At 66.4% G+C, this 25800-nt stretch carries 28 protein-coding genes and 2 tRNA genes; 15 read left to right on the top strand and 15 right to left on the bottom strand.

The window, feature by feature from the left end:
* Positions 1–13 precede the first annotated feature (13 nt).
* The 5 genes from OLX23_RS18685 (at position 14) to OLX23_RS18665 (ending at position 3458) form a co-directional block, all read left to right on the top strand.
* A complete protein-coding gene (locus OLX23_RS18685) occupies positions 14–931 on the top strand; it encodes an LLM class F420-dependent oxidoreductase (protein ID WP_264446547.1) in 918 nt (305 codons plus the stop codon).
* Between the two features lie 58 nt (positions 932–989).
* Positions 990–2270 carry an MFS transporter gene (locus OLX23_RS18680; protein WP_264446546.1) on the top strand — a complete coding sequence of 427 codons (1281 nt, stop codon included), beginning with the start codon at positions 990–992 and terminating at the stop codon, positions 2268–2270.
* Between the two features lie 60 nt (positions 2271–2330).
* Positions 2331–2858: a MarR family winged helix-turn-helix transcriptional regulator gene (locus tag OLX23_RS18675; protein WP_264446545.1), complete on the top strand. Its 528-nt coding sequence runs from the start codon at positions 2331–2333 to the stop codon at positions 2856–2858.
* Positions 2859–2978: 120 nt separating this feature from the next.
* On the top strand, positions 2979–3194 hold the full coding sequence (locus OLX23_RS18670; protein ID WP_264446544.1) for a hypothetical protein: 216 nt from the start codon (positions 2979–2981) through the stop codon (positions 3192–3194).
* A gap of 66 nt (positions 3195–3260) precedes the next feature.
* Positions 3261–3458, top strand: a complete 198-nt coding sequence (locus tag OLX23_RS18665) for a hypothetical protein (protein ID WP_264446543.1) — start codon at positions 3261–3263, stop codon at positions 3456–3458.
* Between the two features lie 4 nt (positions 3459–3462).
* Here OLX23_RS18665 and thiE read toward each other — a convergent pair whose 3' ends face one another.
* Entirely contained in the window at positions 3463–4110 is a 648-nt protein-coding gene (gene thiE / locus OLX23_RS18660) for a thiamine phosphate synthase (RefSeq protein WP_264446542.1), read from the bottom strand.
* A gap of 85 nt (positions 4111–4195) precedes the next feature.
* Between thiE and OLX23_RS18655 the strand changes: the two genes are divergently transcribed.
* The gene (locus OLX23_RS18655) at positions 4196–4600 is read left to right on the top strand and encodes a hypothetical protein (RefSeq protein ID WP_264446541.1); all 405 of its coding nucleotides are present in this window, start codon (positions 4196–4198) and stop codon (positions 4598–4600) included.
* A gap of 65 nt (positions 4601–4665) precedes the next feature.
* Here the strand turns inward: OLX23_RS18655 and OLX23_RS18650 are convergent, their stop codons facing one another.
* From OLX23_RS18650 to tkt, 5 genes are all read right to left on the bottom strand, one after another.
* Complete coding sequence (locus OLX23_RS18650; protein WP_264446540.1) at positions 4666–5577, bottom strand: fructose bisphosphate aldolase; 912 nt, start codon at positions 5575–5577, stop codon at positions 4666–4668.
* A gap of 84 nt (positions 5578–5661) precedes the next feature.
* Positions 5662–6861 carry a phosphoglycerate kinase gene (locus tag OLX23_RS18645; protein WP_264446539.1) on the bottom strand — a complete coding sequence of 400 codons (1200 nt, stop codon included), beginning with the start codon at positions 6859–6861 and terminating at the stop codon, positions 5662–5664.
* Positions 6858–7334: an MOSC domain-containing protein gene (locus tag OLX23_RS18640; protein WP_264446538.1), complete on the bottom strand. Its 477-nt coding sequence runs from the start codon at positions 7332–7334 to the stop codon at positions 6858–6860. Before OLX23_RS18640 ends, OLX23_RS18645 begins: the two co-directional genes overlap by 4 nt.
* Position 7335: 1 nt before the next feature.
* Positions 7336–8343 (bottom strand): type I glyceraldehyde-3-phosphate dehydrogenase, encoded by a 1008-nt coding sequence (gene gap, locus OLX23_RS18635; RefSeq protein ID WP_264446537.1) that lies wholly within the window; start codon positions 8341–8343, stop codon positions 7336–7338.
* Between the two features lie 31 nt (positions 8344–8374).
* Positions 8375–10348 carry a transketolase gene (tkt, locus tag OLX23_RS18630; RefSeq protein ID WP_264446536.1) on the bottom strand — a complete coding sequence of 658 codons (1974 nt, stop codon included), beginning with the start codon at positions 10346–10348 and terminating at the stop codon, positions 8375–8377.
* 191 nt (positions 10349–10539) lie between these two features.
* Between tkt and OLX23_RS18625 the strand changes: the two genes are divergently transcribed.
* The 4 genes from OLX23_RS18625 (at position 10540) to OLX23_RS18610 (ending at position 12082) form a co-directional block, all read left to right on the top strand.
* The gene (locus OLX23_RS18625; protein ID WP_264446535.1) at positions 10540–10725 is read left to right on the top strand and encodes a hypothetical protein; all 186 of its coding nucleotides are present in this window, start codon (positions 10540–10542) and stop codon (positions 10723–10725) included.
* Positions 10722–11033, top strand: coding sequence for a cell division protein ZapA (locus OLX23_RS18620; RefSeq protein ID WP_264446534.1), 312 nt, complete (start codon positions 10722–10724; stop codon positions 11031–11033). The genes OLX23_RS18625 and OLX23_RS18620 overlap by 4 nt, the downstream gene beginning before the upstream one ends.
* Positions 11034–11246: 213 nt before the next feature.
* Positions 11247–11822 (top strand): 5-formyltetrahydrofolate cyclo-ligase, encoded by a 576-nt coding sequence (locus tag OLX23_RS18615; protein ID WP_264446533.1) that lies wholly within the window; start codon positions 11247–11249, stop codon positions 11820–11822.
* On the top strand, positions 11822–12082 hold the full coding sequence (locus OLX23_RS18610; protein ID WP_264446532.1) for a DUF2842 domain-containing protein: 261 nt from the start codon (positions 11822–11824) through the stop codon (positions 12080–12082). Before OLX23_RS18615 ends, OLX23_RS18610 begins: the two co-directional genes overlap by 1 nt.
* A gap of 101 nt (positions 12083–12183) precedes the next feature.
* Here OLX23_RS18610 and OLX23_RS18605 read toward each other — a convergent pair.
* Positions 12184–12260: transfer RNA gene (locus OLX23_RS18605), tRNA-Asp, on the bottom strand.
* 217 nt (positions 12261–12477) lie between these two features.
* Here OLX23_RS18605 and OLX23_RS18600 point away from each other — a divergent pair.
* On the top strand, positions 12478–12939 hold the full coding sequence (locus OLX23_RS18600) for a hypothetical protein (RefSeq protein WP_264446531.1): 462 nt from the start codon (positions 12478–12480) through the stop codon (positions 12937–12939).
* An 11-nt stretch (positions 12940–12950) separates the two neighbouring features.
* On the opposite strand, the gene OLX23_RS18595 is transcribed toward OLX23_RS18600, so the two are convergent.
* The 5 genes from OLX23_RS18595 to thyA form a co-directional block, all read right to left on the bottom strand.
* Positions 12951–13547: a YdeI/OmpD-associated family protein gene (locus OLX23_RS18595; protein WP_264446530.1), complete on the bottom strand. Its 597-nt coding sequence runs from the start codon at positions 13545–13547 to the stop codon at positions 12951–12953.
* A gap of 8 nt (positions 13548–13555) precedes the next feature.
* Entirely contained in the window at positions 13556–15220 is a 1665-nt protein-coding gene (locus OLX23_RS18590) for a 2-oxo acid dehydrogenase subunit E2 (protein ID WP_264446529.1), read from the bottom strand.
* 4 nt (positions 15221–15224) lie between these two features.
* On the bottom strand, positions 15225–16280 hold the full coding sequence (locus OLX23_RS18585) for an alpha-ketoacid dehydrogenase subunit beta (RefSeq protein ID WP_264446780.1): 1056 nt from the start codon (positions 16278–16280) through the stop codon (positions 15225–15227).
* On the bottom strand, positions 16280–17578 hold the full coding sequence (locus OLX23_RS18580; protein ID WP_264446528.1) for a 3-methyl-2-oxobutanoate dehydrogenase (2-methylpropanoyl-transferring) subunit alpha: 1299 nt from the start codon (positions 17576–17578) through the stop codon (positions 16280–16282). The genes OLX23_RS18585 and OLX23_RS18580 overlap by 1 nt, the downstream gene beginning before the upstream one ends.
* 115 nt (positions 17579–17693) lie before the next feature.
* Positions 17694–18677 carry a thymidylate synthase gene (gene thyA, locus OLX23_RS18575; protein ID WP_264446527.1) on the bottom strand — a complete coding sequence of 328 codons (984 nt, stop codon included), beginning with the start codon at positions 18675–18677 and terminating at the stop codon, positions 17694–17696.
* Positions 18678–18816: 139 nt separating this feature from the next.
* Between thyA and OLX23_RS18570 the strand changes: the two genes are divergently transcribed.
* The 3 genes from OLX23_RS18570 to OLX23_RS18560 all read left to right on the top strand — a co-directional run bounded on the left by OLX23_RS18570 (position 18817) and on the right by OLX23_RS18560 (position 20903).
* Positions 18817–19161 carry a hypothetical protein gene (locus tag OLX23_RS18570; RefSeq protein ID WP_264446526.1) on the top strand — a complete coding sequence of 115 codons (345 nt, stop codon included), beginning with the start codon at positions 18817–18819 and terminating at the stop codon, positions 19159–19161.
* A gap of 11 nt (positions 19162–19172) precedes the next feature.
* Positions 19173–20714, top strand: coding sequence for a methyl-accepting chemotaxis protein (locus OLX23_RS18565; RefSeq protein ID WP_264446525.1), 1542 nt, complete (start codon positions 19173–19175; stop codon positions 20712–20714).
* 112 nt (positions 20715–20826) lie between these two features.
* Positions 20827–20903: transfer RNA gene (locus OLX23_RS18560), tRNA-Pro, on the top strand.
* A gap of 209 nt (positions 20904–21112) precedes the next feature.
* On the opposite strand, the gene OLX23_RS18555 is transcribed toward OLX23_RS18560, so the two are convergent.
* The gene (locus OLX23_RS18555; protein WP_264446524.1) at positions 21113–23137 is read right to left on the bottom strand and encodes a hypothetical protein; all 2025 of its coding nucleotides are present in this window, start codon (positions 23135–23137) and stop codon (positions 21113–21115) included.
* 192 nt (positions 23138–23329) lie between these two features.
* Positions 23330–23896, bottom strand: coding sequence for an alkaline phosphatase D family protein (locus tag OLX23_RS18550; RefSeq protein ID WP_264446523.1), 567 nt, complete (start codon positions 23894–23896; stop codon positions 23330–23332).
* Here OLX23_RS18550 and OLX23_RS18545 point away from each other — a divergent pair.
* Entirely contained in the window at positions 23837–24040 is a 204-nt protein-coding gene (locus OLX23_RS18545) for an ATP-dependent Clp protease proteolytic subunit (RefSeq protein WP_264446779.1), read from the top strand. The two genes, OLX23_RS18550 and OLX23_RS18545, sit on opposite strands and share 60 nt — an antisense overlap.
* A 152-nt stretch (positions 24041–24192) precedes the next feature.
* Here OLX23_RS18545 and OLX23_RS18540 read toward each other — a convergent pair whose 3' ends face one another.
* Positions 24193–25698, bottom strand: a complete 1506-nt coding sequence (locus OLX23_RS18540; protein WP_264446522.1) for an aldehyde dehydrogenase family protein — start codon at positions 25696–25698, stop codon at positions 24193–24195.
* Positions 25699–25800 lie beyond the last annotated feature (102 nt).

The raw sequence follows: 25800 nt of genomic DNA, 5'->3' as shown, positions 1-25800 counted from the left end.
TAGGACTTAGACAATGACCTTCACACTCAGCGTTACCCTTCCCTTCGACCACATCCAGTACGGCGACGAGTTCGTCTCGATGGCGGCGGTCCACGAATGCGCCAAGGCGGCCGAGGATGCCGGCTTCTGGTCGGGCACCGTCACCGACCACCCGGTGCCGTCCTACCGCTGGCTCGACAACGGCGGCCACTATGCGCAGGATCCCTTCGTCATGCTGTCGATGGTCGCGGCGGTGACCACCAAGCTGCGGCTGCAGACGAACATCGTCGTCCTGCCCTATCGCAACCCTTTCATCACCGCGCGGTCGGTCTCGTCGCTTGACGCCTTCTCGAACGGCCGCGTGATCCTCGGTCTCGGCGCCGGCTATCTGAAGCCCGAATACAAGGCGCTCGGCGTCGACTTCGACAGCCGCAACGACCTGATGGACGAATATATGAAGGCGATGAAGCTCGCCTGGACCGGCGAGGACTTCTCGTTCGAAGGCACCGGCTATACCGCCGTCGGCAACCGCGTGCTGCCCAAGCCCGTGCAGAACCCGCATCCGCCGCTGCTCGTCGGCGGCAATTCGAAGCGCGCGCTGCGCCGCACGGTCGAACTCGGCGACGCCTGGCACCCGTTCATCGTCCCCAAGATGGTGACCGACACCGCGCGCACCGCCAATATCGAGGGTGACGACGACATCATCGAGGCCATCGAATACATGAAGGCCCATTGCGAGAAGGTCGGCCGCGCGACGCCGCCGCCGGTGATCGCGTCGAGCACCTTCCAGATCAAGCCGGGCTTCAATGCCCAGGAGGCGATCGACCACTATGCCCACATGAAATCGATCGGTGTCGACGGTTCGGGCGCCTCGGTGCTTGCCTCGACCCGCGCCGAATGGTGTGATCTCGCGCGTCAGTTCGGCGAAGAGGTGATCAGCAAGGTCGACTGACGATGGCTTAGGGGACCGGCCGATCAAAGCCGGCCCATCCAGGGAAAGGAAGCCCGCGATGATCGAGGCGGAACGGACGGCGCTCCAGGAATGGAAGGCGCACTGGCCACTGATCGTCGCGGGGCTCGTCGGCTTCTCGTTCTACTCGATGGTCACCTATTCGCTTGGCACCTTCATGGAGCCGCTCGAAAAGGCCTTCGGCTGGAGCCGCGCGCAGATCTCTGTGGGGCTGACGATCTTCGGCCTCACCGCCACTTTCGTCGGCCCACCGATGGGCGCGCTGCTCGATCGCATCGGCTCGCGCCGGATCGCGCTTTACGGCCTGATCCTGTCGGGCGCGACTTTCGCGCTGTTCAGCCTCGCCGACGGTTCGCTGACCCAATGGTTCGGGCTCTGGCTGGTGTTCTCGCTGTGCTCGGTGGCGATCAAGTCGACCGTGTGGAGCGCGGGCACGTCGAGCGTGTTCTCGACCAGTCGCGGCCTCGCCCTCGCCGCCGTGCTCAGCGGCTCGGCCATGGGCCAGGTCTTCGCCCCGCTGATCGCCAATGCCCTGATCCAGAGCCAGGGCTGGGCCCAGGCCTATCTCTACATCGGCATCGGCTGGGCAGGCCTCGGCGCGGTGCTGGTGGCCTTGTTCTTCCACGACGCCCACGCTCTAGGCCAGCGCCAGAAGGCCGCGTCCCAGGGCGGAGACGGCCGCCTGCCCGGGCTCACGATCGCCGAGGCCTGCCGCGATTCCCGCGTGATCCGCATCGCCCTGGCCAACCTGCTGATGGCCTTTGCCGGCGCAGGGGTTACCGTGCACCTCGTACCGCTGCTCACCGAGACCGGTGTCTCGCGCGGCCAGGCGGTCGAGATTGCCGCCAGCGCCGGCGTGGCCGGGCTCGTCGGCAAGTTCCTCGCCGGCTGGCTGCTCGACCGCGTCCAAGGCAGCGTGATTCCCGTGGGCAGCTTCGCGATCGGTGCAGTGGGCTATTTCCTGCTGCTCGACACCTTCGGCACGCGCAGCGAACTGCTGATCGGCACGCTCTGCCTCGGCTTCGCCGGCGGGGCCGGTCTGCAGGTCAGCACCTATCTGATCTCGCGCTATGCCGGCCTGCGCAACTTCGGCGTGATCTTCGGCACGATCGCCAGCGCCATGATGGCGGGTACTTCGTTCGGCCCGCTGCTCGCCGGCGCGATCCACGATGCCACGGGGAGCTATACGGCACTGCTGTGGACCGCGGCCCCGGTCATGCTGGTCTGCGCCATGCTGTTTGCCGGTCTCGGCCCCTACCCGCAGTTCGCGGCATCGACACCGCTGGATCAGCCGGTCGGCCAGCCCGCCCCCGCCGAATAGCTTGCGCTACCCGGCAGCAAAGCTCTTGCCTGCGGCGGCGCGGCGCGCAATGAGGTGCGCGTGAACCACCCTGACCGCGAAAAGACCCTGCGCAACTTCTCGAGCGAACTCAACCGCCAGACGCCCGAGCGTCCGGCGAAGCCCGGCGGCGCGGACTTCTCGGTCGAAGAGGTGGCTTTCCTCGCCGAAGGGCTCGCCTTCGGCCAGCGCGCCTTGCGGGCCGCGACGGCCAAGGTCACCCAGCGCTACAACCTGGGTCCGCGCGGCGCCTGGATCCTCAACGTCGTGTCGAACGGGATCACCTATCCGCTCGAACTCGCCTCGGTGTTCTGTGTCGGACGCAGCCTGATCACCGCCGAGCTCGTCCGCCTGACCGAAGCCGGCCTGATCGAATCGCGCCCGGGCAAGGACGATCGCCGCAAGACCGAACTGACGCTGACCCCGCTGGGGCAGAAGGCCAGCCAGGAGGTTCGTGCCGAATTCTCCGAGATCGTGCACCGCCGCCTGCCCGGGTTCGATGCGGCCGAACTGCGCGTGGCCGCCGAAGTGTTGCGCGCTCTGGCGCGCGAGCCCGAGTGGCCCGAATGACACACCGAACCGGGGCAATACGGTTACTCCGGCACTAAGGTCATCGCTTCATCCCGTGCCAACCACGTAAGTCTATCGCTTGTCGCGGGGACTACGTTGGGGCTGATGGAGGGAAAGACCATGAGCCTGATGAAAGCACTCGTACCGAGCACGATCCTGACGCTGCTTGTCGCGGCGATCGTCGGCGCGCTGGGATCGGAAGCCGACCACGTCGGCTTTCTGGACCTGGAGAATGCGCGCATTGCCGGCCAATCGGTCTACTGGTCGTGGCCGTTCTTCATGGCCGTGATGGCGATCAACGGCCTGCTCGTGATGCATGCGGCGAAGCGGACCTGAGCTCCGGCTTGGCCGCGGCGAAGCAAGGCGCTAAACAGAAAACAATTCGGCCCAGGGAGGCTATCGATGTCGCTGATCAAGGCGCTGCTCATGGGCGGCATTCTGACTTTCGTCGTTTCGACCGTGATCCATGGCGGCGGCTCGAAAGGCGGCTTCCTCAACATTCACGAGTTGGCGATCGCCGGCCATGCCTTCGAATGGTCATGGCCGCTGTTCATCGCGGCGACCGGGCTCGCCTGGGGCATCATGCTGATGATGCGTTAGGGGCTTAGCCTCTCGCCGCCGCGATCGCCTCGTGGAAGGCGCGGACGGCGGCGACTTCGTCACCGTTCCATACGGCGCCCGATACCGCGAGGAAATCGGCACCGGCCTGGACCAAAGGCCCGCAGTTCTGCGGCGTGATCCCGCCGATCGCGACGCAGGGGATCTCGAACACCGCCTGCCACCAGGTCAGCGTCTCGAGCTCGGCGCGATGCTCGGTTTGCTTCGTCTGCGTCTCGAAGAAGGCACCGAAAGCGACGTAGTCGGCTCCCGCCTCGCCGGCTTCCATCGCGAGATGGCGGCTGGCGTGGCAGGTGACGCCGATCTGCGCATCGCGCCCGAGCCGCGCGCGCGCGTCGGCGATATCGCCGTCGTCCTGGCCCAGGTGCACGCCGTCGGCGCCGAGGCGCTTGGCCAGCGAGATCGAGTCGTTGACGATGAAGGCGACCGCGCGATCGTTGCAGATGCGCTGCAGCGGCTCGGCCAGCGCGGCCGCCGCATGTTCATCGATGCCCTTCACGCGGAACTGGAAGGCCGCGACCTCGCCCGCGTCGAGCGCGCGCGCCAGCCGATCGGGAAAGCTCCCGCCGACGTCAAGCGGCGAGATCAGATAGAGCTGGCAGGCGGGGCGGTTATCGTCGGCGGGTTCGATCATCCCGCGCTCATAATGTCGGTGCCGCTCCGGCGCCAGTCAGAAGCCATTCGGGAAAGGTTCAGGCGATCAGGCGTTCAAGCGCGGCATGAGAACCGCTGCCCTTCTGCTCGCCCCGCTCGCCCTCGCCGCCTCGCTCGCAACCGGTTCGGCCGGAGCAGCCCCGCCCGCTTCCGACCGCGCGCTCGCGCGCATCGGCGAGACCGTGCGCGTCCACGGCGTGCGCGTGACGCCCTTGCGCGTGATCGAGGACAGCCGCTGTCCACAGAATGCGCGCTGTGTCTGGGCCGGCCGCGTGCGGATCTCGGCGCGGATCGCCGGCGTGGTGCGCGAGCTGACCCTGGGCGAGCCGTTCGCCGTGCGCGGCGGCGGCGTGCAATTGAGCGCGGTCGTGCCCGAGCGGACCACGCTGCAAGGCACGATCCCGCCGCGCGCCTATCGCTTCGGCTTCGAATTCCGCCGCGACGTCGGCATGCAACTCATCCGCAAATAGCCGCGCACGAAAAATCCCCTCCCGCGCGGGCGGAAGGGGATTTTCGTGTCTCTCGCGAAGAACGATCAGGCGCTGACGGCGGCGCCCGTCTTCACGGTCGAACCCGTGTAGATCTCGTCGATCGCCTGGCCCAGCGAGGCGTTGAACTGGTCGTCGCTCATCTGCGAGCGCAGGTCTTCGAGCAGCGCGCGGCTGAAGCTGGCGATGATGCCGCGGTTCTTGGCGAGCTCGGCGCAGGCCTCGGGACGCTGGTAGCCGCCCGACAGCGCGACGACGCGCAGCACGCGCGGGTGATCGACCAGCGAGTCGTACTTGCCCGGCTCGACCGGCAGCGACAGCTTGAGCATGACCTTGGCGTCGCCGGGCATGGCCGAAAGCTGCTTGGTCAGTTCGTCGAGCAGGATGTCGTCGCACTCGGCGCGGGTCGCGCTCTTGATGTTGATCTCGGGCTCGAGCATCGGCACGAGGCCGCCGGCGAGGACCTGCTGGCCGACCTCGATCTGCTGCGCGACGATCGCGGCGATACCTTCGCGGTTCGCCGAATTGATCACCGAACGCTCCTTGGTGCCGTAGACGCCCAGCGCCTTCGACTTGGCGAGCAGCGCGTCGAGCTCGGGCATCGGCTTCATCAGCTGGACGCCGTTGGCTTCGTCCTCGAGGCCCTTGTCGATCTTGATGAAGGGGATGATGCCCTTTTCGATCAGCGCCTGCGGCACCGGCAGGCCGCCAGCCTGGCCGTCCATCGTGCGCTCGAACAGGATCGCGCCGAGCACCTTCTCGCCGGTGAAGACGGGCGAGGTGATGATGCGCGCGCGCATCTCGTGGATCAGGCCGAACATCTCTTCTTCGGTGCTCCAGGCACCTTCCTCGATGCCATAGCCCTTGAGCGCCTTGGGGGTCGAACCGCCCGACTGGTCGAGGGCGGCGATGAAGCCTTTGCCGGCGGCGATCTTGGCGGTCATGTCGGAGGTGTTCATCGTGTCAAATCCCCAGGTTCGTGCGGTTCTGATAAAGCGGTTTGGTATCGGCGCGGGGCATGCCCCGCAATGTTCAAGCGGTAGTCAGCGCTGCAGCGCGGCCACGCCGGGCAGTTCGCGCCCTTCCATCCATTCGAGGAAGGCGCCGCCGGCGGTGGAGATATAGCTGAAGTCGTTCGCCACACCCGCATGGTGCAGCGCCGCGACGGTGTCACCGCCGCCCGCGACCGAGACCAGCACGCCTTCCTTGGTCAGCGCCGCGGCGGTCTTGGCGAGCGCGACCGTGGCCGCGTCGAAGGGCACGGTCTCGAAAGCGCCGAGCGGACCGTTCCAGACCAGCGTGCGGCAGGTCTTGAGCGCATCGGCCAGGGCTTCGACCGCGGTCGGGCCGACGTCGAGGATCATCTCGTCGGCGGCCACTTCATGCACGTTCGAGGTGCGAAGGCTCGGCGGATTGGCCGCGAATTCCTTCGACACCACCACCTCGTAAGGCAGGTGGATCGTGCAATTGGCCTTGTCGGCCGCCTCCATGATCTCCTCGGCGGTGCCGGTCAGATCGTGCTCGCACAGCGACTTGCCGACATCGACCCCGCGCGCGGCGAGGAAGGTGTTGGCCATGCCGCCGCCGATGATCAGGTGATCGACCTGGCCGACCAGATGCTTGAGCACGTCGAGCTTCGACGAGACCTTGGCGCCGCCGACCACGGCCGCCACCGGACGCACGGGATTGCCCAACGCCTTTTCGAGCGCCTCGAGCTCGGCCTGCATCGAGCGGCCGGCATAGGCGGGCAGCACATGAGCCAGGCCCTCGGTCGTGGCGTGGGCGCGATGCGCGGCCGAGAAGGCATCGTTGACGTAGAAATCGGCATTGGCGGCGATCGCCTTGACCAGCTCGGGGTCGTTCTTTTCCTCGCCCTTCCAGAAGCGTGTGTTCTCGAGCACGGCGATGTCGCCGGCCCGCAGGATGCCGATCGCCTGCTTGACGACGTCGCCGGCGATCTCTGGCACGAACATGACCTCGCGGCCCAGCGTGTCCTGGACCGCGCCGACCACCATCGACAGCGACTGGGTCGAGACGCGCTCACCCTTGGGACGGCCGAAGTGCGCGAGCAGCAGGACCTTGGCGCCCTTGTCGGCGAGTTCGAGCACGGTCGGCATCGCCGCGCGGATGCGCGTGTCGTCGGTCACCGCGCCGTCCTGCATCGGCAGGTTGAGGTCGACGCGCACGAGCGCGACCTTGCCGGTCACGTCACCCAGATCATCCAGAGTCTTGAAAGCGGTCATTCCTCGATCCTCACTTCGTCGCCGACGGCGATCTCGCCATCGGTCAGCACCCGGCCGCAGACCCCGCCGCGCCAGTCGGGCATCAGCGTCGCCTTGAGGCCGGGGAGCAATGCATCCATGCGCTCGCACGGTTCGGTCTCGACCGTGGTCTCGATCCGCAAGGTCGCGCCGATCGCGATCACCTTGCCAGCTTCACGCGGCAGGCGAAGTCCTTCCACCAAGAGATTGGCACGCCGCGAAAACCATGGCGGACGATCTTCGGGCGCTGTGCCCAGTTCGTCGAGCGCAGCCTGCCAGGATTCGATCTCCATGATCGACACCTGGCGCTTGCGCGTCTTCTTGGTGGAGGCGACCGCGCCGCGGATGTCGCCATGGACACCCTCGGCCGCGGTCACGGAAACGTGGCCGATCGTCTCGATCGGACCGTGCGGCCTATCGTGCCGCGCGATCCCACCCAGGCGACCGGCCGTCATATCACAGGAACTTGGCGATCACGCCCGCAGTATCGATCATGCGGTTCGAGAAGCCCCACTCGTTGTCGTACCACGAGAGCACGCGAACCAGCTTGCCGTCGATGACCGCGGTCTCGAGCGCGTCGATCGTCGAGCTGTGCGAGTCGTGGTTGAAGTCGATCGAGACCAGCGGCTCTTCGGTGTAGCCGAGAATGCCCTTGAGCGGGCCTTCGGCAGCCGCCTTGAGCAGCGCGTTGACCTCGTCCTTGGTGGTGTCGCGCTTCGGCGTGAAGGTCAGGTCGACGACCGAGACGTTCGGGGTCGGCACGCGGATCGACGAACCGTCGAGCTTGCCCTTGAGGTCCGGCAGAACCAGGCCGACCGCGGCGGCGGCGCCGGTCGAGGTCGGGATCATGTTCATCGCCGCGGCGCGAGCGCGACGCGGATCGTCATGGATCTGGTCGAGGATCTTCTGGTCGTTGGTATAGGCATGGATCGTGGTCATCAGACCACGCTCGATGCCGATCGCCTCGTGCAGGACCTTGGCGAAGGGCGCCAGGCAGTTGGTGGTGCACGACGCGTTCGAGATGATCGTGTGCTCGGCGGTGATCTTGTCGTGGTTCACGCCGAAGACGACGGTCAGGTCGACTTCCTTGGCGGGCGCCGAGATCAGCACCTTCTTGGCGCCGGCGTCGATGTGCTTCTGGCCACCGGCCTTGTTGGTGAAGAAACCCGTGCACTCAAGCGCGATGTCGACGCCGTTGGCCTTGTGCGGCAGGTTGGCGGGATCGCGCTCGGCAGTGACCTGGATGCGCTTGCCGTTGATGATCAGATCGTTGCCGTCGACTTCGACCGTGCCCGAGAACGGACCGTGGACCGAATCGCGCTGGAACAGGCGGGCGTTGGCTTTCGCATCGGCGAGATCGTTGATCGAGACCAGCTCGAGATCATGGTCGGTCCGTTCGAGAATTGCGCGGGCCACATTGCGGCCGATACGTCCGAAACCGTTGATCGCAACTTTCGTCGCCATATGAAAAACTCCTCCTAAGTGCCCGATCCGATTAGCTACCGAGCTTTGCCTTGATTTGCGGAACAATCGCTTCGACCGAGAAGCCGAAGTGCGGGAACAGCACTTCCGCCGGCGCCGAAGCGCCGAAGGTGTCGATGCCGATGGTGATGCCATCCGAACCGACGATGCGTTCCCAGCCGAGCGTGACGCCGGCTTCGATCGATACCTTCAGAACGTCCCCCGGCAGCAGCGTCGCCTTGTAACCCGCGTCCTGCGCCAGGAAGCGCGACATGGACGGCATGGACACGACGTCTGCACCAATTCCCTCGGCCTCGAGAGCCTCGCGCACCTTGACCGCCAGTTCGACTTCCGAACCGGTGGCGACGAGCACCACCTTGCGCGCGGCCGCGGCGCCCTGCAGCAGATAGCCGCCTTTCGCGCTCTGCATACCACCCTCGGTGCGCAATTGCGGCAGGTTCTGCCTCGTCAGCGCCAGAACGGAGGGCTTGTCGGCATTCTCGAGCGCGAGCTGCCAGCATTCGGCGGTCTCGATGACGTCGGCCGGGCGGAAGACCTCGAGATTCGGGATCATGCGCATCGACATGACGTGCTCGATCGGCTGGTGCGTCGGGCCGTCCTCGCCGAGGCCGATCGAATCGTGCGTCAGCACGTAGATCACCCGCGCATGCTGCAGCGCCGACAGGCGGATCGCGTTGCGGCAGTAGTCGGAGAACACCAGGAAGGTGCCGCCGTAGGGGATGACGCCGCCGTGCAGCGCCATGCCGTTCATCGCCGCGGCCATGCCGAACTCGCGGATGCCGTAATAGACGTAGCGGCCCGAATAGTCGTCGGCGGTCAGCGGGCCCGTGGCCTTGGCCTTGGTGTTGTTCGAGCCGGTGAGGTCGGCCGAACCGCCGACCATCTCGGGGATCGCCGGGGTCAGGATCTCGAGCGCGAGCTCGCTGGCCTTCCGCGTGGCGACCTTCTGCGACTGGTCGAGCCAGGCCTTGAAAGCCTCGGCCGCGTCATAGCCCGAAGGCAGATCGCCGGCCATGCGGCGGGCCAATTCCTTGCCTTCACCGCTGCTTGCAAGACGCTTTTCCCAAGCCGCGCGAGCTTCGGCACCCTTGGCACCGAGCGAGCGCCAGTCGGCGGCGATCTCGGCGGGGATCTCGAAAGCGGGTGCGTCCCAGCCGATGGCGGCGCGCGTCGCGGCGATCTCGTCGGCGCCGAGCGGGCTGCCATGGACCGAGTGACCGCCCTGCTTGTTGGGCGCGCCCTTGCCGATGATCGTGCGGCAGGCGATCAGCGAGGGGCGGCCGTCGGCCACCGCCGCGGCGATCGCGCGCTCGATGTCGGCGAAGTCGTGGCCGTCGCATTCCTCGGTGTGCCAGCCCGAAGCCCGGTAACGCGCGGGGATGTCCTCGCTGGTCGACAGGCTGGTGTCGCCGTCGATGGTGATGCGGTTGTCGTCCCACAGCACGATCATGCGACCGAGCTTGAGGTGGCCGGCCAGGCCGATCGCCTCGTGGTTGATGCCTTCCATCAGGCAACCGTCGCCGGCGATCACCCAGGTGCGGTGATCGACGAGGTCATCGCCGAAGGTGGCATTGAGGTGACGCTCGGCGAGCGCCATGCCCACGGCCATGGCCAGGCCTTGGCCCAGCGGACCCGTCGTGCACTCGACGCCGTCGAGCAGGAAGTTCTCGGGGTGGCCGGCGCAGGGGCTGGTGATCTGGCGGAAATCGCGGATGTCCTGCATCGTCGGCCGCGCATAGCCGGTCAGGTTCAGCAACGAGTAGATCAGCATCGAGCCGTGGCCCGCCGACAGCACGAAGCGGTCGCGGTCGGCCCACTTGGGCGCGGCCGGATCGAACTTGACGAACTTGCTGTAAAGCACGGTGGCGACGTCGGCCATGCCCATGGGCATACCGGGGTGACCGCTGTTGGCGGCCTGGACCGCGTCCATCGACAGGGCACGGATGGCGTTGGCCATGGGCCCCAGGCGGGCGGGATCAAGGCTCATCTGGAAATAGCTCCCGAGGGCGGCAAAGGGTGCCGATTCGATGGGGGCTTCCTTTAGGGGGAGGCTACGCCCCGTCAAGCGCCCTCCCCCTATAAGGAAGGCGCGAATATGTACCAATAATGACGTTTTGACGTCACAGCGGTTGCGCACAACGCTTTGCAGCGGCGCGATTTTGCGCTAGCGATGAGGACATGGAAGGGGCATCCATCGAAAAAGCATTGGGTCGTATCGAAGCAGCTTTGACGCGGATCGAGCGCGCTGCCTCGACTGCCCCCAAGGCCGACCAGGAACTTGCGGCACGGCATGAACGCCTGCGCGAGGCTGTAACGCTGTCGCTGCATCAGCTCGACAGCCTGCTCACGGGACAACCCACATGAGCAACGTCAAACTCGAGATCGGCGGACGCCAGTTCACCGTCGCCTGCGCCGAGGGCGAGGAAGACCACGTCACCGGCCTGGGCGAGATGATCGCCGCCAAGATCTCGACCATGGGCGACGTCGCGGGCCAGAGCGAGAGCCGCATGTTGCTCTTCGCCGCGCTGCTGCTCGCCGACGAACTGCACGACGCCAATTCGCGCGCGACCAACAGCGCCGCGCCGCAGCCTGGCCTATCGCAGCTTAGCGCCCAACGGCTCGACGAGATCGCCGAACGGCTGGAAAATCTCGCGAGCAGGCTTGAGAGCTAGGCGCGCACGCCCTAGATAGTCCCTCGACGGGATCTGCCCGGCACGAGCCGTACGAACATCCCTGAGGCTATAAGCAAATCCTTGGGGGCTGTCCCTGGTTGGGCCCTGGCCTGACACACATGGTCCCCACCTGACGTGAACGCGTCAGTGGATTTCTCGGCAACGACCCATGGTGGGCCCGTCACCCTTTCCCACACGTTCGAAGGATACTGCGTGGACGAGAAGCAGAAGCTCCGCGTGGAGATGCGCGATCTGCGTCGCAGGCACGTCGCCGCCCTGCCTGATTCCACGCGTGCGCTGCTGTTCCTGCGCCCGCCGCGCCCGCTGGCCGATCTCGCGCCCGAGGGCAGCCTGGTCGGGCTTTACCACGCCAATGCCAACGAAGCGCCGACACGCGGCTACGCCAAGTGGTTCTATGAGAACGGCCGGCACATCGCCCTGCCCCGCTTCACCGCGCGCGGCGATGCCATGGCCTTCCACCGCTGGCACGATCCGTTCGAGGACAGCGATCTAGAACAAGGCCCTTATGGCCACCTGCAACCAGCCGCCGAGGCCGAGGCGGTCGTGCCCGGCCTGGTGATCGTACCGCTCCTCGCCTTCACTGCCGAGGGCGGTCGGCTCGGTCAGGGCGGCGGCCATTACGATCGCTGGCTCGCGGCCCATCCCGACACGCTCGCCGTGGGAATCGGCTGGGACGACCAGCGTGTCGACCATCTGCCGATCGAGGACCACGACCGCACACTAAACGCCGTCGTCACGCCGACCCGACTCTACGAAAGAGAATCCTGATGCCCCCCAAGATCCGTGGCAACCGTCGCGAACCGACCTGGCGAATCCCCGTGGGCATTCTCGCGCTGGTCGTCGGGCTCGGCGTCTATGCGATGGCCATCGCCAGCTACGTCGCGCCGCTGATCGCCGATTGGCACGCGCTGATCCAGGCGCCGATCTATCTCGTACTCGGCGTCGTCTGGCTGCTGCCCTTGGGGCGCTTCCTGATCTGGATGGAGACGGGCCGCTGGAGTCGACCGGTCGCCGAACCGGGCGGCTAATAGACCAGCGCGCAGCCCGCCTCGGCGGGCACAGAACGCCGTTCCGCAACTTCCGGGCGGTGCGCCGTAGCGTGATCTAAATGTCTGAAAAACTTCCCAAGTGGCGCGAGTGACGGGGCTCGAACCCGCGACCTCCGGCGTGACAGGCCGGCACTCTAACCAACTGAGCTACACCCGCGCAGCCACTTGGGAGGCCGCGAACTAGGCGAGAGTTCCGGGGCTGTCAACACGGTTGGCGAGAGATTTTTTGCAAGCCCGTGACAGCGCGGTTTTTGGCCAGGTTTCCCGCGGATTCCTGCGGCTTTTCATGGTCAAAACCACGTTAACCATTCCTTTGGACTGCGCGGAGATACTGCACCTGACGATCCATCGCGGATCGAACAGGGGGAAATACCGTGAAGTTCTACGCCTGGGTCGGTTATGCGCTGACCGGACTCGCGATCACGCTGCCGGCCGCCACGTCGGCCCAATCGAATGCGACCGCGCCGACCGTCGCCACCGACAGCGCGGTCTTCGTCGAACGCATCGCCGGCGACACCACGCGCAGCCTAGAGCCCGCCAGCCGGCTCAACCGCGGCGACCGCGTCGTGACGATCGTCAACTGGTACCGCATGGGCGGCGACGGCGGCTTCACCATCACCAATCCGCTGCCTCAGGCGATAGCCTACCAAGCGAGCGCGCGCGACGACCAGGAAGTCTCGGTCGACGGCGGCCGCACCTGGGGCCAGCTCGGCACCTTGCGAATCGGCAGCCGCCTCGCCACGCCCGAGGACGTCACCCACATGCGCTGGCGCGTGCCGGCCACCCAGGCCCTGCGCGGCCGCGGCCAGATCGCCTACAGCGGCATCGTCCGCTGAGGCGGTTCCGCTCAGCCTGAGCGTGTCGCAGGCTCGTACTTCCAGTTGAACCGCTTGCCCTCGCCCAGCCAGACGGCGGCCTGGGCGATTCGCCGCGCACGCGTCTCGTCGCGCTTCGCGCCGGTGATCCATTCGAGATATTCGTAACGTTGGGACGGCGCGAGGCCGTCGAAGAACGCGCGCGCCTCGACCGAGAGCGCCACGCCGAAATCGTTGGGAAAGGCTATCTCGGGCTTGGCCGCTGCCGGCTTTTTCGGCTTCTTCTCGCCGCTCGCCAGCCACACGGCCGCGGCCTGCAGCGCCGCGACGAGTTCGGCCTCGGGCGGCAGGTCGGCCAGACTGCGAAGCTTGCCGTAGCCGCCCATGCCCTCGCTATCCGCTGCACTCACGCGCCCTTCGCCATGGAGCACCAGCGCCGTATGCGCCTTGAAGGCGGCGAGCCCCGCGAGGTTGCGCCCGCCGAGCGTAAAATGCGGCATGCCCCATTTGATCGTCTCATCGAGACCGGGAACCGCCGCGTGGATCAGCGCGCGCAGGTGCGTCAGGATCGGCTGGGCAAAGGGTGCGGCCCTGGCGATGTAGTCATCGATCCGCGCATCCTTCGCCATCACCGCTCCTATCCCGCCAGCATCAGCAAGGGCGCCTCGATACGCCGTTTGAGCGCCTGGATGAAGCTCGCCGCGTCCCAGCCGTCGACGACGCGGTGATCGCAGCTGATCGACACGTTCATCAGCTTGCGCTTCTCGATGCGCTCGCCGCCCTGCCCGTCGGGCACATAGACCGGTCGCTCGACGATCTTGTTCGGACCGATGATCGCCACTTCGGGCCGGTTGATCACCGGCGTCGTGGCGATACCGCCCAGCGGCCCGAGCGAGGTCACGGTCAAGGTCGAGCCCGAAAGCTCTTCGGACTTTGCCGTGCCTTCGCGCGCCGCCTCGGCCAGCCGCGCGATTTCGGCGGCGAGCGCCCATAGCGTCAGGTTCTGGGCATTACGGATCACCGGAACCATCAGCCCCGCCGGGGTCTGCGCCGCCATGCCGAGATGCACCGAATCGTAGCGCGTGACGACATTCGCGTCCTCGTCATAGCGCGCGTTGATCATCGGGAATTCGGGCAAGGTCCGGCAAATCGCGGTGATCAGGAAGGGCAGCAGGGTCAGCTTGGGCTTGTCGCCGCGCTGGTCGTTGAATTGGACGCGCCAGCGTTCGAGCTCGGTGACGTCGCATTCGTCGACATAGGTGAAGTGCGGGATATGGCGCTTCGAGGCGGCCATGTTCTCGGCAATGCGGCGACGCAGGCCGATGACCTTGATCGCTTCGCCCGCGCCTTCGATCGCCTGCTCGGGCGCGCGCTTAGCCTCGGGCTTGGCGGCAGATGTCGTTTGGGCGGGGGCAGCCGGCTTCTGCGCGAGCATATAGGCGTCGAGATGCTCGTGCCGGACGACGCCGTCGAGCCCGCCGCTGACCGCGGCCAGGTCCACGCCCAGCGAGCGGGCACGCGCGCGTACCGCGGGAGAGGCCAAGGCCTTGCCGCCGGGCGCCGTTCGCGCCGGGACCGCGGGCTTCGCCGGAGCCGGCTTGGCGGTCGGCTCGGGCCGCGCCGCGATCACGCGGTCGGCATCGCCGGCATCTGTGTTTTCCGCCTCGATGCGTTCGGCCAGTTCGTCGACGCTGGCCAGACCGCCGCCTTCGATCTCGATCACCACCAGCGGCGAACCGATCGCCACCGTCGCACCGACATCGCCTGCGACCTCGAGCACTACGCCCGAGACCGGGCTTTCCATCTCGACCGTAGCCTTGTCGGTCATCATGTCGGCGATCGGGCCGTCTTCCTCGATGCGGTCGCCGACCTTGACGTGCCAGGCGACGATCTCGGCCTCGGCTATGCCTTCGCCGATGTCGGGGAGGCGGAAGACGAAACGGCCCTTGCCGCTGGCGGCAGGCGCTGCGCGGGATACTTCGACAGGCTCAGCACGAGCGGGGGCAGGTTCCGGCTCTGGAGCTGCGGCAACCGGTTCCGGCTCCGCATAGGCCTCGCCGCCCTCGGTCTCGATCACCACCAGCGGCGAGCCGATCGCCACCGTATCGCCGACCTCGCCCGCAACCTCGCGGACCACGCCGGTGACGGGGCTCTCCATCTCGACCGTGGCCTTGTCGGTCATCATGTCGGCGATCGGACCGTCTTCCTCGATCCGGTCACCGACCTTGACGTGCCAGGCGACGATCTCGGCCTCGGCGATGCCCTCGCCGATGTCGGGCAGGCGGAAGGTGAACGTGCCCATGGCCTCAGTTCCCCAGCAGGCGGTCGACCGCCTCGCCGATGCGCACGGGGCCGGGGAAATAGGCCCATTCGAGGCTGTGCGGATAGGGCGTGTCGAAACCGGTGACGCGCTCGACCGGCGCCTCGAGGTGATAGAAACAGCGCTCCTGGACCAACGCCGACAGCTCGGCACCGAAGCCAGAGGTGCGCGTCGCCTCATGTATCACCAGGCAACGCCCCGTCTTCTGCACAGACTTTTCCACAGTCGCCATGTCGATCGGCACCAGGGTTCGCAAGTCGATGATCTCGGCATCGACGCCCTTCTCGGCCAGCACGGCCTCGGCGACGTGGATCATCGTGCCATAGGCGAGCACAGTCAGCGCCTCGCCCTCCTTCACCACGCGCGCCTTGCCCAGGGGAATCGAATAATAGCCCTCGGGCACGACCGAGCCCGGATGCTTTGCCCAAGGGCTGGCCGGCGTGTCGTAGTAACCGTCGAACGGGCCGTTATAGATGCGCTTGGGCTCGAAGAAGATCACCGGATCGTTATCCTCGATCGCGGCGATCAGCAGGCCCTTGGCGTCGTGCGGCGTTGCCGGGATCACGGTCTTGAGGCCCGCAACGTGGGTGAACAGCGCCTCGGGGCTCTGGCTGTGCGTCTGTCCGCCGAAGATGCCGCCGCCGAAGGGCGAGCGCACGGTGATCGGCGCGGTGAACTGCCCCGCCGAGCGATAGCGCAGCCGTGCCGCCTCGGAGACGAGCTGGTCGAGCCCCGGATAGATGTAGTCGGCGAACTGGATCTCGGGCACCGGGCGCAGGCCATAGGCGGCCATGCCGACCGCAGCGCCAATGATGCCGCATTCGCTGATCGGCGTGTCGAACACGCGGGTCTTGCCGTACTTGGCCTGCAGGCCGGCGGTGGCGCGGAACACACCACCGAAATAGCCGACGTCCTCGCCGGTGATCACGACATTGGCGTCGCGCTCCATCATGATGTCGAGCGCGTCGTTGATCGCCTCGATCATGTTGAGGCGGCGGGTGGGCGCATCGGCCAGCGAGACGGGGGATTCCTCCTGGGTCATCATTCTTTCCAATCCGGCCACTTCACGCGCCGCTCGCGGATCGCCTGCTCGGCCTGCTCCTCGAGATGCCAGGGCAATTCCTCGAACACGTCCTCGAACATCGTCTTGAACGGGTGGTGCAGGCCGTGGCCGAGGATGCCGCTCTTCTCGGCCTCCTTCGACGCGGCCTTGACCTCTTCGGCCACCGCACGGTCCATCTCGGCCTGCTGCTCCTCGGACCATTCGCCGAGCGCGATCAGGTGGTTCTTGAGCCGCGCGATCGGATCGCCGAGCGGCCATTCGACGCTTTCCTGCGCCGAGCGGTACGAGCTCGGATCGTCCGAGGTCGAATGGCCTTCGGCGCGATAGGTGAAGTGCTCGATCAGGGTCGGGCCCTTGTTGGCGCGCGCGCGGTCGGCGGCCCAGCGCACCGCGGCGAAGACCGCGAGCGCGTCGTTGCCGTCGACGCGGATGCCGGCCATGCCATAGCCGATCGCGCGCGCGGCGAAGGTCGTGCGCTCGGCCCCGGCTATTCCCGAGAAGCTCGAGATCGCCCACTGGTTGTTGACCACGTTGAGCACGACGGGGGCGTTGTAGACCGTGGCGAAGGTCATCGCCGCGTGGAAATCGCCCTCGGCGGTCGAGCCCTCGCCGATGAAGCTCGTGGCGATGCGCGTGTCGCCCTTGATCGCAGAGGCCATGGCCCAACCGACCGCCTGCGGATACTGGGTAGTCAGGTTGCCCGAGATCGAGAAGAAGCCGTAGTCCTTCGCCGAATACATGATCGGCAGCTGGCGCCCCTTCAGCCGATCGGCGCGGTTAGAGTAGATCTGGTTGATCATCTCGACCAGCGGATAGCCCCGCGCGACGAGGATGCCCTGCTGGCGATAGGAGGGGAACACCATGTCGTCGTCGGCCAGCGCGAAGGCCGCGGCGATCGCGACCGCCTCCTCGCCCGTACACTTCATGTAGAAGCTGGTCTTGCCCTGGCGCTGGGCACGATACATGCGATCGTCGAAGGCGCGCGTCAGCGCCATGGTCCGCAGCATGCGGCGCAGGGTCTCGGCATCGAGCCGCGGATCCCAGGGGCCGACCGCCCTACCCTCGTCGTCGAGCACGCGCACGAGATCGGTGCAGAGCGGATAGGTCTCTTCCGCCGCGCAGCTCTCGTCGGGTCGCGGCTGTGCGCCGGCCGGCGGAATGACGAGGTCGGAATAGTCGACGGCGTCGCCGGGCCGATGCTTGGGCTCGGGCACATGCAGCGCGAGCGGCGGCAGATTGCCGCGCTTTCGGACGGGGTTTCGGGGCTCTTCGGCCATTAAATCGCTCTCTCCCGCTGCGGCAATGAATTGCGCAAGATCGAAGCAAAATTCTACATATGAGTTATATTATTTCAATTTCGATTTGACGTGACCTTGCGCAACAATGCTTCGCCTAGACCGCCACGGGCGCCGAAATGTGTGCCTGCGGCACATAGCCGGTGACCGTGAAATCCTCGATCCGGTAGTCGAACATGCTTTCGGGCCGCCGCGCGATCTCAAGCCGCGCCTCGCCCGAGGGCCGACGCGAAAGCTGTTCCTCCACGAGCGCGGCATGGTTGAGATAGAGATGCACGTCTCCTCCAACCCACACGAGCTCGCCCGGTTCCAGACCGGCCTGCTGCGCGAACATGCGCACGAGCAAGGCAGCCGACCACACGTTGAAGGCAAAGCCGAGGCCAAGGTCGCACGAGCGCTGGTAGAGCAGGCCCGACAGCTTCCCGTCGGCGACGTGGAACTGATAGGTCTTGTGGCACGGCGGCAGCGCCATCGCGTCGAGCTCGGCGACGTTCCAGCCCTCGACGATATGACGGCGACTGCCCGGGTTGTTGCGCAGGCTCGCGACCACTTCGGCGATCTGGTTCACACCCTTGGGACGCTTGCGGAACAGGCCCTCGTGCCCCGCCACTTCGACCGGCTCGTAGACCGCCCAGTCGACCCACTGCTTGCCGTAGACCGGGCCGAGATCGCCCCATGCGCGTGCGAAGGCCTCATCGGCGACGATGCGCTTCGAGAAATCCTCGCGGCTGATCTGATCGCCGGTTGCGCGGCGATAGCGATCGAGCGGCCAGTCGGTCCAGATCTCGACCCCCTGTGCACAGAGCGAGCGGATGTTAGTATCGCCCGTCAGGAACCACAGCATCTCGCGCGTCGCGGTCTTCCAGAACACGCGCTTGGTGCTGAGCAGCGGCATGCGGTTGTCCGACAGGTCGAAGCGCAGCTCGGCGCCGAGGATCGAGCGCGTGCCGACCCCGGTGCGATCGACGCGCTCGTCACCCTGCTCCCAGATCCGGCGCATCAGATCGAGATACTGCCATTCCCAATGGGTTCGGTCCGAAGAATCGCCGAGAGAATCGGACTGCTTTGCCAGGGTCGCCATGGCCCGACCCTAGCCGCGCAGCGGCGGCAGCGGAAGCACGTCGCCCTCATGGTTAACACCGTATGACCGGCGACCTCGTATGTTCTCCGGAGCCTGCCGGAAAGCCTCGGGCAAAGCCATCGGTGTTATGGCTAACGGCATGTTTACCACGAGATCGGGCAGGATTTCCCCCGCGGCGAAATGGGCGCTCGGCGTCCAGGCCTTCGCCGTGCCCGCGATTCTCGTGATCTGCCAAAGCCCTGCGCCCGGAGCCCCGGCGCTGTACCTGCCGCTGGCGGGGTCCACGCCGGCGCAGGGAATCGCCTGGGCGCGCAGCCATGACAGCACCCTGCTCGGCCCCGGGCCACTGCCGGGATCGCTGATGATCCGCAGTCCGAGCGCCGATCTTGCGCTGGCCGCCGCCGCCGAAGGCGCGCTGCTGCTGTCGCTCCCCGCCCCGCTCTGCGGGAACGCCGCCAAGTCCCGCAAACCCGCCTATCGCTGAGGCCGCCTGGAATGCATGAGCTGAATCAACTCCGCCGCAACGGCGTCTATGGCCTCACGGCCGCCTGCTGGATCTTCGTGCTCGGCCTCGCCGCGAGCGCGCTCCACCTCGGCCGCTGGCTGCCGCTGGCCGTCGCCGTCGCGATGTCGATCGTGCCGAGCCTGCTCGCCCGGCAGGACCAGGGCACGGGCGCCTCGCGCCTCGCCTTCGGCTTGACCCTGCCGCTCTACCCGGCGCTGCTGCTCTGGCAGTGGGCCGGCGAACCATGGATGCTCGACTTCCACATGGTGTTCTTCGTCACCATCGCCATGCTGACCGTGCTCGCCGACTGGCGCGCAATCCTACTCGGTGCCGGTGTGACAGCGGTCCACCACCTGCTCACCAACTTCGTCGCCCCCAGCCTCGTGTTCCCCGGCGGCGCCGACCTCGAGCGCGTGTTGCTGCACGCCGTGGTCGTGGTCGCCGAGACCTCCGTACTGGTCATGGTCGCCAGCCAGGTGGAAAAACTCGTCGTCGGCCAGGCTTCGGCCCATGCCGAGACCAGCCGCCTCGAAGCCGCCACCGACGCAGAGCGCAACCGCGCCGCGGCAGAGCAGCGTCAGGTGATCGACGGCATCGGCGGCGCGCTCAAGGGCCTCGCCCAGGGCGACCTCGCCGCGCGTCTCGATCAGCGTTTTCCCGAGAGCTACGAGGACCTGCGCACCTCGTTCAACGCGGCGGCGGCGGATCTCAACCGCATGGTTCGCGCGGTCAGCGATTCGGCCGGCTCCATCCAGAGCGGCTCGACCGAAATCCGCAGCGCCTCGGCCGACCTCGCCCAGCGCACCGAGCAGCAGGCCTCGACGCTCGAGGAGACCGCGCTCGCACTCAATCGCATCACCGGCACGGTTCAGGACAGCGCGCGCAGCGCCGCCGAGCTCCAGGCCACGGTCCAGCGCACACGCGAAGACGCGCTCAATGGCGGCAACGTCGCCGACCGCACGGTCGCGGCGATGACTCAGATCGAGAAGTCGGCGCAGGAGATCAGCCAGATCATCGCGGTGATCGACGGCATCGCCTTCCAGACCAACCTGCTCGCGCTCAACGCCGGCGTCGAAGCCGCACGCGCCGGCGAGGCCGGCAAGGGTTTCGCCGTGGTCGCGGGCGAAGTGCGCGCGCTGGCGCAGCGCTCGGCCGAAGCCGCGAGCAACATCAAGGAACTGATCGAAGTCTCGACCACCCAGGTCGCGCGCGGTGTCGAACTGGTCGGAGAATCGGGCCAGTCGCTGCGTTCGATCGTCGAGGATATCGGCCAGATCGGCGAAGCGATCGAACGCATCGCGGTGGCATCGCAGGAGCAGGCCGGCGCGCTGATCAAGGTCAACGACCAGACCAAGCGGCTCGATCTCAACACCCAGCAGAACGCGGCGATGGTCGAACAGAGCACGGCCGCAGCCTGCACGCTGTCGAACGAAGCCGCGAATCTCGCCGAGCTCGTCACCCGATTCCACACCGCCGCCAGCGAAACGAACGCCGGGCGAACCGGCTACGGAGCCCTGCGCGCGGCCGCCTGAGGACGAATTGCACCGGGGTGGAAGATGCCCCTTGCCACCCCGGGTTCGTCCCCCTATAGGCCCGCTCCTGCCTCACGGACGCCTGCTTCGGCATCGGCGTTTCGCGAACGGTCGGGGAATAGCTCAGCCTGGTAGAGCACTGTCTTCGGGAGGCAGGGGCCGGAGGTTCGAATCCTCTTTCCCCGACCACATTTCTTCGGCGCTGCATTGTGCCTTATCTTCGAGTGCCAAGCCTTACGGGCTTGGCCCGCACTTCTTCCATCGGCATCGTACATCGATTCACTCAATTTTTGAGAGCTTCGTGGCTCGAAGCCGATTTGTCGTTTCCAGCCGAATGCCCCAGCAATCGCAGAGTTGGTCAGGCCGCCCAACTCCGTCGGCGGCATGAAACCCCCAACCTATTGCACGACGATCGGCTGATCGCGATTTGCCTGAGCGAGGTTGCCGGCATAGTCGGCGGCGAAAATTCGGATGGTGTAGTGGCCAGGCGACAGATCGCCGGGATTCCAGCCGCCGATCGCGGTGCCGCCACCTGCTGCACGGTTGCTCACGACATAGTTGAAGCGGGTCGGCTGCGCGCTGTGAACCGAATCGCCGCTCGCCGCTCCGTACACGACCTTCACCGCATCCGGTTCACGCGGCATGCGATCGAACACGAGATTTATCTTCGGCTTTTCGAATCCCGGCACGGGCGAGCCATTGGACCGCAGAATCTGGAAACCGGCACTGTAGAGGCCCAGCCGGCGACGGACCAGGTTATCATCGACCTGGTCCCAGGCATCGACCACGATGCTGAGAGGGCCGCTATCCCGCGGAACGAGCAGGCGCCCTGCTCGTTGGCCGGTCAAACGGCGCCCCGCCCCATCGACCAGCTGAATTGTCTCGATGCGCGGTGCAAAGCGGTCGGTAAAGCCCGCGAAACGCAACATCAGCGCGTTGATCTTGCCTCCGGGCGGTCCGAGCTCGAGATGGACGTGCGCCATCGCATTGATCGTGCCGAGCTGATCGCCCGCGCGAAACCGCGTGCCCCGCTTTACTCGCACCGCGGTCAGCCTGCCCTGCGCGTCGCGCAGTAAGGAGAAGCGAGCCGGATCGAGCGATGCACCCGTAGCCGTGCGGCCGACCTTCATGTGAATGTAGGTCATCGCATCTACGCGCAGTCCCTCGGACAGACCGCCGAGGCTCCAATTGGGCAGCGGATCCACGACTTTTTCGTCGGTCACCGCAAGGACCGGCTCGCCGACCGCAGCGCTGATGTCCAATCCCGAGTGAAGGTGATCGCGCGCTTCCCCCTGGGAGTTTCCGCGCACCTCTCCAAGAGTACCGACGACCTCATGCCAGCCCGTCTGCGGCCTCACCGGCCACGGAAACGGCGAAGCGTGGACGAACGCCGGGGGCGCGGAACGCAGGATCAGGCTCCGCGCCCGGCCGGCCTGTCCGCGCGGCACCAGCTTGAGCACGGCATATTGGCTCGAATCCGCGATATAAAGTGCCCCGTCACGATCGAGGGCCAGGCCGGCAGGGCTACCCATCCGCAGAGCCGCATTGCCTGGCGCTAGCGCATCTGGCCCTAGCAATACGCTAATTCTGCCCGACGGGGCGATTTGAACGATGCGCCCTCTGCGAAACGAAGAAACATAGAGGAACCCGTCCCAGGTCCTCGCCACGCCGACCGGGGCCTTCAGTACGCCACCGCGGTCATCCGGCGCCGTACGGGCGAGCGTCATGACGTGGCCATCCTTGTCCACGCGGCGAATGGCATCGTTGCCCGTGTCGGCGATGAGCAAATTCCCATCGCCATCCAGCGCGAGTCCGCAAGGCGTGTTGAAAGCGGCGGCCGAGCCTTGGCCGTCGGCGAACCCAGGCAACGAGCCGCCTGCCAGGGTCCTGACCAGACCGGCAGCAGTGATCACGCGGATGCGGTCGTTGTAGGTGTCGGCAACATAGACGTTCGCCCTGTCGTCGACGGCAATGCCGATAGGACCGTTGAACAAAGCCTGGCTGGCCGGCCCGTCGCGATACCCGGGGCCTGCGCCGCCCGCTATCGTCGTCAAGACCCCGGCCGGGCTGATCTTGCGGATCGCATTGGCCCCGGTGTCGGCGACGATGACGTTGCCCATGGGATCGATCGCCAAACCGGATGGCGTGTCGAACACGCCGGGCAGTGTCGAAATACGCCCGCTTGGCTCCAGTTTGCGGATGCGATCGGTGTCGCCGGCATCGGCCACATAGAGCGAACCGTCGGGATCGAACGCTAGCGCGAAGGGATCGCTGAACCTGGCGGTTCCCGCATCGCCATCGCGATGCCCCCTGATGCCGTCGCCGGAGACGACCGCGAGGTCAGCCGCCCAGCCGAACGCGGTCGGTGATTTGTGACTCAGGAAGATCACCAGCCCCGCACCGACCAATGCGAGCCCTGCCAATGACATGCCGAGCAGCAGAATTCTGCGAGATAATCTTGTGAGCACACGTCAGCATATCGATCAGCCGCGCCGAGGCAATATCGCGCCGGCCGATCGACCGGCGCCCTCTGCGGCGCGACCAATGGTCGATGAGTGGCAGCTAAGTTGGCACCGATCGCCGTTCATCCCGATAGGTGCACCACTGGTTTTCCATCAAGCCCGATGGATCTCAGGCGCCCTCGGCGACACCACAAAAGTCGCCGCAGTTTCGAGCTTGCCACCTGGCGTTTCGACGCGATCGACGATCTTCACGCTGGTCGTCCAGCGCTCGGGCGTCACATCGAACAGCTGATAGCCACGGCGGTCGGTATAAAGCTCGAAGTGCGGATTGTTCGCGAGCACGTGGCGCAGCGGGGCATCGCCTACGCCGTTGCCGTTCGACGTGATCGACGCCGCCTGGAATTCGACCGCGACCTTCTTGCCTTCGGGCTCTTCGTCGTTCTCGGGCACAGAACCGACCAGATGGCGGTGATGATCTCCCGTCGCGAAAACGACATTGGTGAGTTCGTTGCGGCGGATCGTCTCGATCAGACGCTTGCGCGCGGGCCGATAGCCATCCCACAGGTCGGTGGCGAACTTTGGTTCCTTCGCTCCGGCCGCGCGGAGGTCCGCTCGCATCACGATCAGGGCGGTGCGCAGGGCAAGGTTTCGGATGTTCTCATCCAGGCCGAGGAAATCCTGCGCACCAAGAAACGGGTCACGAGCCTCTACGCCAAGCATTGCCGCCGCGACTACGAGGAGTTTGAGCGGGCCATGGACCGCGATCGCTTCATGACCGCCGAGGAAGCGCTCGAATGGGGCCTGGTTGACCGGATCGTGGAAAGTCGGTTGGAGCCCGGGAAAGTGCCCGAAGGAAGCGCCTGATATGGGATCGGCTCGCGCTCCTGTGAACCGAAGTCCGCGTTCGAGGGCAGATGAGCGCCTGCAAAGCGCCTGCCCTGTCGGCGGACTACGTCAAAATATGCCGGTACGAGCCACCACCCGCACCGGCATGATGGAATAGGTTCAAGTCTGAACTATTCGCGCCAGGCGATGACCTTGGTCTCGAGATATTCCTCGATACCCTCGACGCCCCAGGCGCGGCCGATGCCCGACTGCTTGTAGCCGCCGAACGGCAGGTCGCCGTTGATCGGCGCGCCGCCGTTGACGCCGATCGTGCCGGTGCGCACGCGATTGGCCACGCGCATCGCGCGGTCCTGGCTGCCCCAGACGCCGCCCGACAGGCCATAGACGCTGTCGTTGGCGATGCGGATCGCCTCCTCATCGTCGTCATAGGGGATCACCACCAGCACCGGGCCGAAGATCTCCTCCTGGGCGATGCGCATGTCGTTGGTCACGTCGACGAAACAGGTCGGCTCGACGAACCAGCCCGTGCCCTTGTCAGGACGCAGCGCGCCACCGGCCAGCAGGGTCGCGCCTTCCGCGATACCGATGTCGATGTAGGCCTTGACCCGCTCCATCTGCTTCTTCGAGACGACCGGACCCATCGCGCAGGCGGGATCGTCGAAGTGGCCCCACTTGTCGGCATGGCCGTCGTAGGCCGCCTGGAGCACGGCCTTGGCCTCGTCGTAGCGCGAGCGCGGGACGAGCAGGCGGCTCTGCACGGCGCAGCCCTGCCCGGCGTGGAACACGAGGATCGACTGCGCGACGATCTGGGCGAAGTTCTCGGCATCGTCGAGGACGATGCAGGCCGACTTGCCGCCCAGTTCGAGGAACATGCGCTTCATCGTCTCGGCGCCCTGGCGCATGATGTGCTTGCCGATCTGGGTCGAGCCGGTGAAGGTGATCAGGTCGACGCGCGGATCTGTGACGAGCATCTCGCCGGCCATCGCCGGGTCCGCGCCGGTGATGACGTTGATCACGCCGGCAGGGAAGCCGGCCTCGGCCGCGAGTTCGCCGAAGATCACCCCGGCCAGCGGCGTATCGGGCGCAGGCTTGAGGATCACTGTGCAGCCGGCGAGCAGCGCCGAGACGACCTTTTCGGCGTTGACGTAGAGCGGGAAGTTCCACGGCGTGATCGCCGCGACGACGCCGATCGGCTCGTAGACCGCCTTGCGGTGCGAGACGTAGCCGCCGCCGTGATCGAGCGTGCCGTAGTCCTTCTCCCAGTTCACGCGCGGATAGACCTCCATCAGCGCCTTCCAGCTACCCAGGCAGGTGGCCACCTGCGCGCGGTTGACCGCGAGCAGCGGCGCGCCGACCTCGTGACGGGCGATCGCGACCAGCTTGTCCATGTTGGCCTCGAACAGCGCGTGCAGCTTCTGGACGAGCGCGAAGCGCTTCTCGTGGTTGGTCGACCAGTCGGTCTCGTCGAAGGCGCGGCGCGCGGCGACGATCGCGGCATCGACGTCGGCGGCCGAGGCATCGGCGGCGACGCCGACGACGTCGCCGGTCCAGGGACCGATGTTGTCGTAGGTCTTGCCGCCTTCGGCGCGGCGCAGGGCGCCGTCGATGAACAGCTTGCCTTCGGGGAGGATCGTGGCGGTTTCGGCCTGGGCCTGGGTGTCCGTCTGCGTGCTCATGGGGCTTCCTCAAAGTTGTGCCGGTCGGCGGGCGCCGGTGTTGCTTCTTCGCGAATCCGGCGCCTAAGCTGATGCCATCTTCACTTCGTCCGGAATATCCAG

This window comes from Novosphingobium sp. JCM 18896 (assembly GCF_025938095.1).
Classification (GTDB): Bacteria; Pseudomonadota; Alphaproteobacteria; order Sphingomonadales; family Sphingomonadaceae; genus Novosphingobium.
Note: the sequence above shows the minus strand (reverse complement) of the source record. Positions and strands in the feature narration are given on the sequence as shown.